Origin of the sequence: Pollutimonas bauzanensis (assembly GCF_040393045.1) — a bacterium.
Lineage (GTDB): Bacteria > Pseudomonadota > Gammaproteobacteria > Burkholderiales > Burkholderiaceae_B > Pollutimonas > Pollutimonas bauzanensis_A.
The window spans coordinates 1-12,731 of record NZ_JBEBUX010000115.1 but is presented as its reverse complement, the minus strand read 5'-3'; the positions used below and the strand labels follow the sequence as shown (position 1 = coordinate 12,731).

Genomic DNA, 12,731 nt, shown 5'->3' with positions numbered 1-12,731 from the left:
CGCCTAACCAACTGGAAACCTGGTCGTTGAATATCCTGGATGCGCAAACACTGGAAGATGTCTTTATCGGCTAGCTGCACTGCCTTGCCATACCACCGGCCTAGTGTTTGCCCTTATATGGCTTTGGCAAGACAGCAGGTAGTATCTCGTCGTCGAAGAAAGAATATGTAGAAGAGACCAGCCGAATTTGCGCTGGCGCCGACGGAGCAACCGCCCCGGAAACTCTCAGGCAAACAGGACTGCATGTTTCTAGACAATCTGGAGAGCGGCGCTGTAACGCGCCCACCGAAGGGGAATCATTCGCCGATGGCGCAATGATGAAACTCTCAGGTACCAAGACAGATGGGGTGTCGTCGCCATAAGGCGGCGGCCACTTTTTTCTTGGGACCGTCATGCACCACATTGCCATTATTGGCGCCGGTATTACCGGCGTCACCTCTGCGTATGCGCTACGCAAACTCGGATACGAAGTCACCCTTATCGACCGCCAGCGCTATTGCGCCATGGAAACGTCATTTGCCAATGGCGGGCAGCTGTCCGCCAGTAACGCGGAAGTCTGGAATAACGCTTCCACGTTGATCAAAGGGCTGCGCTGGATGCTTAAACGCGATGCGCCTTTGCTGGTGAATCCTAAGCCCGGCTGGCATAAGTATTCCTGGATGGCTGAATTCGTGCGCAACACCACGAATTATCGCGAAAACACCATTAAAACGACCCGTCTTGCTATCGAGGCCAGGCAGCATCTTTATAAGATGGCCGAGGACGAGGGTATTGATTTCGACCTGGAGCAGCGCGGCATTCTTCATGTTTATCATGACCGGAAAAGCTTCGAGGCGGGGCGGCGTGTAAACGGGTTATTACGCGAAGGGGGGCTGGAGCGTCACGAAGTCAGCCCTTCCGAGGCGCGTAGCATTGAGCCGGCATTGCAAAACGAGTGTTATGGCGGTTTCTTTACGCCTTCGGATGCCACGGGCGATATCCATAAGTTCACACGCGGGCTTGCTGCGGCCTGCGAACGGAAGGGCGTGCGCTTGCGCATGGATGCCGAGGTTCGGTCGATTACACCTGTTGGGCAGGGGCATCAGCTATTGCTCCGGCAGATGGGTTCGGAAGAAGAGCACCGTCTGGATGTTGACGCCATCGTGGTTTGCGCTGGCGCGGCAAGCCGGCATTTTGCCGCGATGCTGGGCGATAGGGTGAATATTTATCCGGTAAAGGGTTATTCGATTACGGTGAATTTGGCTGACGACGCCAGTGTGAACGCGACCCCATGGGTTAGCTTGCTGGACGAGGAGGCCAAGATTGTGACCAGTCGGCTGGGCCGCGATCGTTTTCGTGTGGCGGGCACGGCGGAATTCAATGGCTTCAATAAAGATATCCGTTCTGATCGCATTCAACCGTTGGTCGATTGGGTAAGGCGCAGCTTTCCGAATATTGATACCGCCAGTGTGGTGCCGTGGGCGGGCTTGCGCCCGATGATGCCTGACATGATGCCGCGCGTGCGTGCGGGGAAACGGCCTGGCGTTTTTTACAACACTGGCCATGGGCATCTGGGATGGACGCTTTCCGCAGCAACAGCACAAATGTTGGCAGATATGTTGCAACAGCACTTGAATCCGCCCGCGGCTTTCAAGATTAACCCTGCCGTGATCGCCTAAAACCATTTGCCAAATGTGGTTATATATAACAAATTGATTCAATATGTATCATAATTCCGAGGGTCAACAAGTGACATATTGACCTATCGGAGAATACTATGAGGAAACGCATATTGAGTATTGTGGTCTGGCTGGGCGCATGGTGTATCAGCATGGCTGGTGCGGCATGGGCCCAACCTGCCGTCGAATGGATTTACAACGAGGCGCAATGGGGTTCACCCGATGCGCCTTTTCTTTTTTCGGGCGATACCTTGTACACGGCCGGCAGCTTTGAGTCGGGTCGCCAGGTGCTGGTCGGCCATACCCCGGCAAGTATCCATGTGCTGGACGATACCCGCCTGCATTTAGGCGGAGTCATTTCCAATCAGGAATCGGGCCTATCCGGTCTGGAAAAATTCGGAGCGGGTACCTTGGCGTTGTCTGGCCAGAATACCTATGTGGGTAATACGCTATTGCATGAGGGCACGCTGCACATCATGGGCGAGCATGCGCTGGGCCGCCAGAGCAACGCCTTATTGGCTTATCAGGGCAGTATCGTGCATTACGCGGCTGGGGTCTCGGTATTTAATCAACAGCATTTGCGGGAAAATAACCTGGCGCCCGCAGACAGCGTTCAGTGGCGGGTAGACAGCGGCGTTGCGGTACAGGCTGGCAATCTGCAGGGTTCGGTTCCTATCGTCAAGCAGGGGCTGGGGACGCTGCGTTTTACCGGCATTGCCAGCTACCCATCCTTTTTCACGGTGAATCAAGGGGCGCTTGCCGTTGATTGGCATCTTGCCGGTGCGGTTCAGGTCAACCAGGATGCGCGGCTGGAGGGTAGTGGGGTGGTGCGTTCCGCGACCATACAGGGCGGCGGGGTGTTGTCGCCCGGAAACGGCAGCGGAGATATCGCGGTGCTGACGGTAACCGATAGCCTGGAATTCATGCCTGGCGCGATACTAAAGGTGGACGCAAGGGCAACTGGGGAAGCGGATCTGGTGCAGGTAGAGGGCAAGGCGTTGCTGGACGGCCAGGTAATAACCTTGGCTGGCGACGGCGATTGGCAGTCAGGCACCCGTTATACCGTGTTGCAGGCAAACGAAGGTTTTGACGGTACGCGCTTTGTATCGGCGGCAACGAATCTGGCCTTTTTGACGCCCTCGCTTAGCTACGATCAACAGCATGTCTATTTAAGCCTGGATCGTAATGAAACGCCGATGGAAGAGGTGGCCGAGACGCCTACTGAAAATGGCGTTGCCGGTGCGGTGGATGGTGGCGACAATCCCGGGGTGAGTGAAGAGGTCGAGGCAATGGACAAGCCGCAGGCCCTGGATGCCTTCAACCAGTTGTCGGGTAGTTGGGCCGCATCGCTGCGATCCGCCATGTTGGAAGATAGCCGCTTTGTACGCGAGGCGGTATTGCACAATACCCGTTGGTCGTCACGTCCTCACGCGCCGCGTGCCTGGTCCCAAGCTTTTTATTCTTCCGCGGATCGCGCTTCGCAAGGCGGTACGCCCGCCGACGCACGCGATATCGGTGGCATGGTGCTGGGCCTTGAGCAACCGCTGAATGCAGATTGGCGCATCGGCGGCTTTTTCGGAGCGCAGCATAGCGAGTTGCGACGTCATGCCATGGCGACTGCGCGCGCTGACAGCCAGCATGCCGGGCTAAGTCTGGCCGGTCGTTGGCGTGATGTGGACCTGGCCGTGGGCGTGGCGCGCACTTGGCATAAGATCCGCAGCCAGCGCAGGATAGCCGTGGCTGGGTTGCATGATGCCTTGTCTGGAAATTATCGGGCGCGCACCTTGCAGGTATTCGGCGAGTTGGCTTTTCCAATACGTTGGCTAGGGAAAGTGCAGGCTGCCATGCGTTCGTCAATGCTGGACGCCGTTCCGGCTGATCAGTCGACCTCACCAACCTTAAGTCCGTTTGTACGTATGGCATGGGCGAAGCTGGGTACGAACGGGTTTGATGAAAGCGGGGGCGCGGCGGCGTTGGCAGTGTCGCCAGAAAATCAGACGGCCTTGTTTTCCACGCTTGGGCTGCGTGCCGAACATAATCTTGAAACACCTGCCGGCAGTGCGAAGCTGCGGGGTGAATTGGCGTGGCGCTATGCCACGGGCGATGTCCGTGCGTTCAGTCGCCAACGTTTCAGGGACGACATTACGCGAAGTGAGTTCGTGTCAGAAGGCCTGCCGTTGTCGCGACAGGCTTGGTCGTTGCAATTAGGCGTAACCGCCGACCTGGCCAAGCAGGTCAGCCTGGGCGTGTCCTATGCCGGGCAATTTGCATCGCGGCGGCAGGATCACGGCGCCAGGGTTAATGTTGCTTGGGTGTTTTGATCCCATTTATTCTTCAGCGAGATTTTTACGTCAACTCGAACCGAAAGCTCTTGCCGAGTGCTTTTGCCGCGCTAGTGAGCGTGGTTAGCGTCAGGCTAGTATCGTTTTCATCCAGTAGTCGATTAAGCGCAGCACGGCTTGTCTGCATTTTGGCTGCCAATGCGGTTTTGGTCAGGTGTTGCGCTTTCATTTCCTGGGATATCTGCCAGGAAATGACGCGTTTTGTGGCGACTGCAGAAGCCTCTTCCAGCATGGCTTCTTCCGCCAAAAAATCATCAAAGCTACTGCCTATATATGTATTTGTATTCATTTCGCGCTCCTGATCTGCTTTAGGCGATTCTTTGCCATATCCAGATCGTCCGACGGGATAGCGGGAGATTTTTTGATGAATCCGTGAAGCAGCACCATAATCCCGTGAACAACCGTAAATAATATTCGGGCAATTCGGTCAGTTAAATGGACGCGTATTTCCCATAAATCTTTTGTCAATTTGCGTACAAGTGGCATACCCAAGGGCCAGCCAAATTGCACTGTTTTGATTTCCTCGCCTATTTTGCGCCGCTCTGAGACAGGCAAAGCCTTGAGCCATTCCCGAACCGGCTCTGCACCACTTGCCGTGGTGAAGAAACGAACATCAAGTGACGAAGTGCTCATGGAAAGAGTGTATCAAAATTGGTACGGTTTGGGAAGCGATATGGGAGTGAATATAGATTACAACCGAAATAGTTGTAAATACGTTTGGGTGGGCATAGTTATCCTGGAGGCTGGGTTGATTCTCTTACTGTGCGCAGCCGGAATGCGCACTTAGCCGCAAACCGGCATGCCCACGATATTTAATCTTGGCAGCCCTTACACCGTATCTGCGTACAAATCGTATTCGTCCGAATCCGTAACCCGTACGCGGACCATATCGCCGGGCTTCAGCGTTTTTTCGGTGTTTACAAACACGCTGCCGTCGATTTCTGGCGCGTCGGCGCTGGATCGGCCTACGGGGCCGTCTTCATCGATTGTGTCGATGAGGACATCGATTTCGCGGCCTACCTTTTGTGCCAGGCGGGACGTGGAGATGGCTTGTTGATGCGCCATGAAGCGGTCCCAGCGTTCTTGCTTGACTTCGTCGGGCACGTGGTCGGCAAGTTCGTTTGCCCTGGCACCTTGCACAGGCGAATACTGGAAACAGCCTACGCGATCCAGCTGCGCATCGGTCATCCAGTCTAGCAAGTACTGGAAGTCTTCTTCGGTTTCGCCGGGAAAGCCGACGATGAAAGTCGAGCGCAGGGTCAGGTCGGGACAGGCCTCGCGCCAACGCTTGATGCGCGCCATGGTGCGGTCTTCGAAGGCGGGGCGTTTCATGGCCTTGAGTATTTTCGGGCTGGCGTGCTGGAACGGAATATCCAAGTAGGGCAGGATTTTGCCGTCGGCCATTAGCGGAATGACTTCGTCAACGTGCGGATAGGGGTAGACATAGTGCAGTCGCGTCCAGACGCCGAATTCGGACAGTGCTTCGCTGAGCTGCGTCATGTGGGTCTTGATGGGACGGCCGTTCCAGAAGCCACTGCGAAACTTGACATCGACGCCGTAGGCGCTGGTGTCTTGCGAAATGACCAGCAATTCTTTGACGCCGGCTTTGACCAGCCGTTCGGCTTCGCCCATGACATCGCCTATGGGGCGGCTGACCAGGTCGCCGCGCATGGACGGGATAATACAGAAGCTGCAACGGTGGTTACAGCCTTCGGAAATTTTCAGGTAGGCGTAGTGGCGCGGCGTAAGTTTGATGCCTTGCGGGGGAACCAGGTCAATGTACGGATCGTGGTTAAGACTCGGTGGCGCGGCTTCGTGCACAGCGCGCACGACTTGTTCGTATTGCTGGGGGCCGGTAACAGCCAGCACGGCGGGGTGGATTTCGCGGATCAGCGATTCTTCTACGCCCATGCAGCCGGTAACGATAACCTTGCCGTTTTCGGCAATGGCTTCGCCGATCGCGTCCAGCGACTCGGCCTTGGCGCTGTCGATGAACCCGCAGGTGTTGACCACCACTACGTCGGCGTTGTCGTAATCGGGCGTGATGATATAGCCTTCAGTGCGCAATTGGGTCAGGATGCGTTCGGAATCAACCAACGCTTTAGGGCATCCCAGACTGACAAAGCCGACTTTTGGGGAACTCATGAATAACCTCGTTGAGCCAATGGCTCGATAAAGAAAAAGAATTTTAGCGGTTACGAAAAGGATCGCCGCAAGGCTATAAGCCATTTGATGATAAAGTCGGGAACAAATCCCATTTACACAGGCCTTAGCATTCGTGCCCGATACTTCTTCCAAACCCGCCCGTAGTTCCGCATCCTTATCGGATACCATCCTGGCCAGCGCGCAAAACGTGCAGGCCGTCCTGGCTGGCCGTTCGTTGTCGGACAGCCTGGCCGCTACGCCGGTTGCCCAGCGCGCAGCCACCCAGGCTGTCGTGTTCCACGTAATGCGTCGGCTGGGCCTGGCGCGCGAAATCAAGCAGTTGCTGGTGCAGCGCACGCCGCCCAATGCCTTGTTCGACGCCGTGTTGCTGGTATCGCTGGCATTGCTGGATACGGCAGTGGAATTTGCCGACGAAACGAATACGGATCATGCTGCACGCCGCGATGTGCCTGTATATGCCGTGCATACGGTAGTGGACCAGGCGGTAAATGCCGTGGCCAGCCAACGTACGCTGCAGACCTATAAAGGCTTGCTGAATGCAACGCTAAGGGGCTTTATTCGGGAAAGACCTGCTATTTTAGCTCACGCGAGGCAAAATCCGGAAGCGGTATTCAATCATCCCAAGTGGTGGATAGCGCAGGTGCGCCGTGCTTACCCACAAGAATGGCAGGCTTTGCTGTCGGCGGCCAATCGGCCCGGCCCTATGACATTGCGTGTGAATGCCAGACGTTCGTCCGTAGAAAAGATGATGGCCGAGCTCGAAGCGGCGGGTATCCCTGCCACGACGCCGGCACCAGGGGCGATTGTGTTGTCTACGCCACGCCCGGTTCAGGCAGTACCCGGTTTCGAGCAAGGATGGTGGTCTGTGCAAGACCTTGCCGCTCAGCAAGCCGCACAGCTTCTGCCGATAGCGTCGGGCATGCGTGTATTGGACGCGTGCGCCGCGCCCGGCGGGAAAACCGCCCATTTGCTCGAGCGTGCCGACCTTGATTTGTTAGCCCTGGATTCCGACGCCGCGCGGCTGGAGCGTGTGCAGCAGAATTTGCAAAGGTTGGGCCTGGATGGGCCTACGGTCGCCGTGCGTTGCGCCGACGCCCTGGATCTTTCCGCGTGGTGGGATGGCCGCCAGTTCGACGCCGTGCTGGCGGATGTGCCTTGCACCGCGTCGGGCATTGTTCGCCGCCACCCCGATATACGTTGGTTGCGCCGCGAGGCCGACATCGCCAAGACGGCGGGCTTGCAGCGCCGCATCGTGGACGCGTTATGGGAAACGGTCAAGCCGGGAGGGCATTTGCTTTATGCGACCTGCTCGATTTTTCCGCAAGAAGGCGAACAGCAGGCGGTACAGTTTGCGGCAAGGCATAGCGACGCGGATAGACAGAAGGCGCCGGGGCAATTACTGCCATTGGCAGGCGCGCCGTTGTCATCGTGCGACGGGTTTTTCTACGCCTTGTTTGCCAAGCGAGGTTGAGTCGTCAAGAATGGTGTATTGGCTACGTTTTTTCGGTACAGGTGAGTGGTAATGCTACGACTCTTGCTGGGTTTTATTTTGTGCTTGCCCCTGCTGACGCAGGCCCAGCCCGCTGCCGCTGTCAGCGAGCCGAACGAAGCCGAGCGTATCGTGCGCGTGGAACCTATTATTCGCGATGGCAAGCTGTATATCGATGCCGATGTGGATTTTGTGATTAGCGGCGACTTGCGCAATGCCGCCCAGAAGGGCGTGCCAATTTACTTTACTGCTGATGTGGAAATCATGTCGAAGCGCTGGTGGTGGTTCGACAAAAAAGTGGTGAAGGAACAACAAACCTGGCGGGTGGTGTACAACGCCCTGACCCGGCAATGGCGTGTAGGCACAGGCGACTTGTCCATGCCGGAGTCATCGCTGGATGATGCCTTGTCTTTACTGCGCAATATACGCGGCTGGGCCGTTGCCAATATTGCTGATCTGGACGCCGACGAACTCTACGAAGGCCAGATCCGCCTGCGCCTGGATACATCGCTTTTAGCCCGTCCTTTTCAGATCGATGCTTTTAACAGCAGTGCCTGGTCCCTTGCGACACCATGGAAAAACTTCACCTTTTCAATCTCTCGCGACGAGCTCCCGCACTAGTGCGCTGGGGGCTGCGTGCGGCGTTGGTCGTTGCCGCAGGCAGCGCGCTGGCGCTATTGGCGCTCCTGGTGTGGTCCACAGGCAATGCGTCGCGCTATGCCCAGCAATATGACACATTGCTGGTGCTTAACGGCATTCTTGCTGTCGCTCTGATTTTTTGGGTGGTGGTGTTGGCTGCGCGTTTGTTGCGCCAGATTCGCCGGCGCCAGTTCGGTGCGCGCCTGACCGCCCGTTTTGCGTTGTTCTTCACCTTGATAGGGGTCTTGCCGGGGGCATTGATTTACGTGCTGTCGGTACAGTTCATGTCAAACTCCATCGAGTCCTGGTTCAACGTGCGTGTCGATAATGCGCTGGAGGCGGGCCTGAACCTGGGCCGCGCTGCGTTGGACTCGCAACTGAGCGATCTGAATTCCCGTGCGAAAGAGATGGCGACCCGGCTGGGCAATGGCAGTGATTCGGATATGGCCCTGGTCATTACGCAGTTGCGCGAGAACAGCGGTGTCACGGAAGCGATGGTGTTTACCGGTAATGGCCGGCTGGTGGCGTTTTCATCAGCGGCTTATGGGCAGTTGCTGCCAGATATGCCGCCATCCGGCGTGATGAACCAGCTAAGGGTGTCGCGTGGCTATTCGGCCGCCGAGACAGACGAGGTCTCTGGGGCACCCGATGAAGATGGGGGCGAAAGCCGCGGTCTGCGCTTGCGCGTGGTAACGCCCGTTAACTCGCCAGATCGTTTGGCGACAGTCCTGGGTGTGTCGCCCGATACGCGTTGGCTGCAAGTGATACAGCCGGTGCCAGACCAGATAGCGCGCAATGCCAACCAGGTGCAGCAGGGTTTTCGTGATTACCAGGAACTGGCCTTGTCGCGCTTGGGTTTGCGCAAGCTGTATGGCATTACGCTTACGCTGGCTTTGATCCTAGCTGTATTTGCCGCAGTGGCGATTGCCCTGGCAGTATCACGGCGCCTGGTGCGCCCCTTGCTGACCTTGGCGGCAGGTACGCAGGCAGTGGGCGTGGGCGACTACCGTCCATTGCCAGAGCCGCCCGCGAAAGATGAAATCGGGCAATTGACTCGGTCGTTCAATGCCATGACTCGCCAGCTGGACGAGGCGCGCCATATGGTCGAGAACAATCGTCAGCAGTTAGAGCGCTCTAATGTTTATCTTGAATCGGTATTAAGCAATCTGTCTTCGGGTGTGCTGGTGTTTGACGAAATGTTCCGCGTGACCATGTTCAACCAGGGCGCGCAAAGTATTTTGCATGTGGATTTGCGATCGGTAAAAGGCCGGCCGCTGGAAACCGCCGACGGCGCTTTCGCATTGTCGCAACTGATTCGCCAGGCCTTTGCCGCCCACACGGCAGTGGGATCCGAGCGCCTGTTTTGGCAGCAGCAGTTCGAGCTGGAACTCGAGGCGGCCACCGACAACGAAACCAAAAAGCACATCATTACTTTGCTTGCGCGTGGCACGCATTTGCGCGTGGATGGGCGTGGCAATGGCTACTTGGTCGTGTTCGATGACATCAGCGAAGTTATTTCGGCCAACCGCACGGTAGCGTGGGGCGAGGTGGCCCGCCGCCTGGCGCATGAAATCAAGAATCCGTTGACGCCCATTCAGTTGTCGGCCGAGCGCCTGGCCATGAAGCTTGCCGGCCGATTAAATGAGACGGACGCTGCCATGTTGACCCGTTCTACGAATACAATCGTGAATCAGGTGGCATCCCTTAAGAAGATGGTCGACGATTTCCGTGAATATGCCCGTACGCCGCCGGCACAAATGCAGAACATCAATATCAACAATTTAATTGCCGATGTGCTGGCCTTGTATGGCTGGGATCCGGTCGGGGGCCAAGTGCGCGATGATGGGCAAAGCGTTCAGATCGAAGTGGACTTTGACCCCAATGTGCCGATCATTGAAGGCGACCCGACTCAATTGCGTCAGGTGATTCATAATTTGCTGGCGAACGCGCGCGATGCCGCGACCCAAGACCGGCCACTTGCCGAAGCAAGAGTTTATGTGCAGACTAAGGTCACGCAGTCTCGCACCGATGATGGGGCTGAGTATTCGGCTGTGCGGCTTACGGTGTCCGATAACGGTCCTGGTTTTGCAGCGCAAGTATTAACGCGGGTTTTCGAACCCTATGTCACAACCAAGGCAACGGGAACCGGGCTGGGCCTTGCTATAGTTAAAAAAATTATCGAAGAACACAGTGGCCGGATTGATGTTTCAAATCGCCGGGAGGGGGGCGCACGCATTTCCATCCTCTTGACGCGTCTTGCTAATTCTACGTCCCCGCTGGACGTAGTTACGTAAGCGAACGATAATGCGGAAAAATTAGGTGGGAATGCTTTATGGCCAGAATACTGGTTGTTGATGACGAAATAGGTATACGTGAGCTCTTGTCGGAAATTCTTTACGATGAAGGGCACACGATAGAGCTTGCGGAAAACGCCGCTCAGGCGCGGGCAGCACGGTTACGGTCTCGGCCGGATCTGGTTTTGCTTGATATCTGGATGCCTGACACTGACGGGGTCAGCTTGCTCAAGGAATGGGGCTCGCAAGGTTTGCTGGATATGCCGGTAATCATGATGAGCGGCCACGCCACGGTAGATACTGCCGTCGAGGCCACCCGTATAGGCGCGGTCGACTTTCTTGAAAAGCCGATCACGCTGCAAAAGCTGCTCAAGACTGTGGCCGCAGGCCTGGCGCGGCCTGTGGTCACGCCCGCATTGGTTGCCGCAGCGCGTATGCCTATCGAGCGGCGAACCGATCAGGCCCAGCCGTTGACGACGCAGCCTGTGCCGGAAGCTGCCGAGCCTGCCGGGGAATTGAATCATTCCTTGTTGGGCGGGATATCGCTGGACCAGCCATTGCGCGAGGCGCGCGACCAGTTCGAACGGATTTACTTCGAATATCATCTGGGACGCGAAAATCACAGCATGACGCGCGTCTCTGAAAGAACTGGCCTGGAACGCACTCACTTGTATCGCAAGCTGAAGCAACTGGGCATCGACTCTTCGCGCAAGAAAAACGCGACTGCATAAAAGCCAGGGTGCGCGTGCACCGGCTTTACGGACAAGCATGCCGGATTAGGTGCTTTTAGCACTGATTCGGCATGCAAGAAATATAAAAAATGATCAGAGGGTCGGTCTTAAAGCCGTATACCCCTACAACTGACATAGTCTTTCCATTACAATTTGCCCTCAAATTAACAATTAATAACATTGGGCGAATTCATTTTCATCATGGCGAGACGATTCAATTTAAAACCATTGTGCGCGAACATTTGCGCGGCGTTGGTCATAGCGGGCATGCCTTTGGCAGCCCAGGCGCAACAATTTTCACCCGAAAGTTTTGTCGACGCGGAGTTCAAGGCCAGTCACGCCCTGGAATTGATACGAGCTCAATATGCCTATTCCTGGGGTTATACCGGCAAGGGCATCACGGTTGCGATTGTTGATAGCGGTCTTGACATCAATCACCCTGAATTCAGCGGTCGCGTGTCGCCTTTCATGGCAAACTACGAGCCCGGCCATAGCGCCACGGATGTGTACTCCGGCCTGGACGTGGGTGGTAACAGCCACGGTACCCATGTTGCCGGCTTGGCTGCGGCGGGTCGCAATGGTTTTGGCATGCATGGCGTGGCATACAACGCCACGGTCTTGCCGTTACGTACCAGTTTTGACGACGAGGAACTTGACCAGGCGTTTGCGCAGGCCATAAAGGCGGGCGCAAAAGTGCTGAATGGCAGCTATGGGCCCGATGCGTTTGCACCGAGCTATATACCCGATTCAAATAATCCTGGGCAGTATATGAAGAATGAGGGCCATAGGCAGCTTAACTTCCAGGCTGTGTTGCCGAATATCGAGTCCAATTACGAGCAGATGAAAGCGGCAGCGGCCGCCGATATCGTGATGGTCTTTTCCGCAGGAAACGAGCGACAATTTCAACCGGGCGAGTATACGGCGATTCCTTCCGGAAATGGCATGTTGCCGTTGATTACGCCGGCCAACACCAGTTTGGCTGGCGGCTCGAATCCGCTTTATCGTTTTCTGAATCCCGGGGAGGATTTTGACAGTAACGATGCTGAAACTTTCGTTTATGTCGATGAGGCTGACGCTTCCGACTCCGATCGGCAGGAAACCGAATCCTGGGATTTTTCCGACCTGAAAGGGACGCTGATAGCCTCGGTGGCCACCGACCCTCAGGGGAAAATTGCTGCATACAGCAATTGGTGCGGCGCCGCAGCTGCATGGTGTATTGCGGCACCAGGCGGTGGAGGGAGTGACGACAATTCGATGTATTCGGCCGTTCCCTATGGAAGTTATGGTGACAAGTCGGGAACATCCATGTCGGCACCCGTGGTAGCGGGGGCTGCCGCGGTATTGCGCGAAGCCTTCCCTTACATGACGGCGCGCCAGATCATTGAAGTTCTCCTGACCACAGCCGACAGCAC

General features: G+C 56.3%; 10 protein-coding genes and 1 riboswitch. Of the genes, 7 read left to right on the top strand and 3 right to left on the bottom strand.

What is annotated here, in order from left to right; translation table 11 throughout:
* Positions 1 to 158: 158 nt before the first annotated feature.
* A riboswitch (glycine riboswitch) is annotated at positions 159 to 252 on the top strand.
* A 140-nt stretch (positions 253 to 392) separates the two neighbouring features.
* Complete coding sequence (locus ABWO67_RS15570; protein WP_353153129.1) at positions 393 to 1,658, top strand: D-amino acid dehydrogenase; 1,266 nt, start codon at positions 393 to 395, stop codon at positions 1,656 to 1,658.
* 98 nt (positions 1,659 to 1,756) lie between these two features.
* Positions 1,757 to 3,979: an autotransporter outer membrane beta-barrel domain-containing protein gene (locus ABWO67_RS15565; RefSeq protein ID WP_353153127.1), complete on the top strand. Its 2,223-nt coding sequence runs from the start codon at positions 1,757 to 1,759 to the stop codon at positions 3,977 to 3,979.
* Between the two features lie 25 nt (positions 3,980 to 4,004).
* On the opposite strand, the gene ABWO67_RS15560 is transcribed toward ABWO67_RS15565, so the two are convergent.
* From ABWO67_RS15560 to rimO, 3 genes are all read right to left on the bottom strand, one after another.
* Positions 4,005 to 4,289, bottom strand: a complete 285-nt coding sequence (locus tag ABWO67_RS15560; protein WP_353153125.1) for a helix-turn-helix domain-containing protein — start codon at positions 4,287 to 4,289, stop codon at positions 4,005 to 4,007.
* Positions 4,286 to 4,633: a type II toxin-antitoxin system RelE/ParE family toxin gene (locus tag ABWO67_RS15555; protein ID WP_353153123.1), complete on the bottom strand. Its 348-nt coding sequence runs from the start codon at positions 4,631 to 4,633 to the stop codon at positions 4,286 to 4,288. Before ABWO67_RS15555 ends, ABWO67_RS15560 begins: the two co-directional genes overlap by 4 nt.
* Before the next feature lie 195 nt (positions 4,634 to 4,828).
* Positions 4,829 to 6,145: a 30S ribosomal protein S12 methylthiotransferase RimO gene (gene rimO / locus ABWO67_RS15550; protein ID WP_353153121.1), complete on the bottom strand. Its 1,317-nt coding sequence runs from the start codon at positions 6,143 to 6,145 to the stop codon at positions 4,829 to 4,831.
* Between the two features lie 133 nt (positions 6,146 to 6,278).
* Here rimO and rsmB point away from each other — a divergent pair, with 133 nt between their 5' ends.
* The 5 genes from rsmB to ABWO67_RS15525 form a co-directional block, all read left to right on the top strand.
* Positions 6,279 to 7,637, top strand: coding sequence for a 16S rRNA (cytosine(967)-C(5))-methyltransferase RsmB (gene rsmB, locus ABWO67_RS15545; RefSeq protein ID WP_353153119.1), 1,359 nt, complete (start codon positions 6,279 to 6,281; stop codon positions 7,635 to 7,637).
* A gap of 51 nt (positions 7,638 to 7,688) precedes the next feature.
* Positions 7,689 to 8,276, top strand: a complete 588-nt coding sequence (locus ABWO67_RS15540; protein ID WP_353153117.1) for a DUF4390 domain-containing protein — start codon at positions 7,689 to 7,691, stop codon at positions 8,274 to 8,276.
* Complete coding sequence (locus ABWO67_RS15535; RefSeq protein ID WP_353153131.1) at positions 8,276 to 10,588, top strand: sensor histidine kinase; 2,313 nt, start codon at positions 8,276 to 8,278, stop codon at positions 10,586 to 10,588. Before ABWO67_RS15540 ends, ABWO67_RS15535 begins: the two co-directional genes overlap by 1 nt.
* 38 nt (positions 10,589 to 10,626) lie before the next feature.
* Positions 10,627 to 11,319, top strand: coding sequence for a response regulator (locus ABWO67_RS15530; protein WP_353153115.1), 693 nt, complete (start codon positions 10,627 to 10,629; stop codon positions 11,317 to 11,319).
* A gap of 201 nt (positions 11,320 to 11,520) precedes the next feature.
* Positions 11,521 to 12,731 (top strand): S8 family peptidase (locus tag ABWO67_RS15525; protein ID WP_353153113.1); only part of this gene is annotated, 1,211 nt, incomplete at its 3' end.

Coding starts and splice junctions, on each gene's coding strand:
- ABWO67_RS15565 (WP_353153127.1), top strand. CDS start 1,757: ATGAGGAAACGCATATTGAGTATTGTGGTCTGGCTGGGCGCATGGTGT.
- ABWO67_RS15570 (WP_353153129.1), top strand. CDS start 393: ATGCACCACATTGCCATTATTGGCGCCGGTATTACCGGCGTCACCTCT.
- ABWO67_RS15555 (WP_353153123.1), bottom strand. CDS start 4,633: ATGAGCACTTCGTCACTTGATGTTCGTTTCTTCACCACGGCAAGTGGT.
- ABWO67_RS15560 (WP_353153125.1), bottom strand. CDS start 4,289: ATGAATACAAATACATATATAGGCAGTAGCTTTGATGATTTTTTGGCG.
- ABWO67_RS15530 (WP_353153115.1), top strand. CDS start 10,627: ATGGCCAGAATACTGGTTGTTGATGACGAAATAGGTATACGTGAGCTC.
- ABWO67_RS15540 (WP_353153117.1), top strand. CDS start 7,689: ATGCTACGACTCTTGCTGGGTTTTATTTTGTGCTTGCCCCTGCTGACG.
- rimO (WP_353153121.1), bottom strand. CDS start 6,145: ATGAGTTCCCCAAAAGTCGGCTTTGTCAGTCTGGGATGCCCTAAAGCG.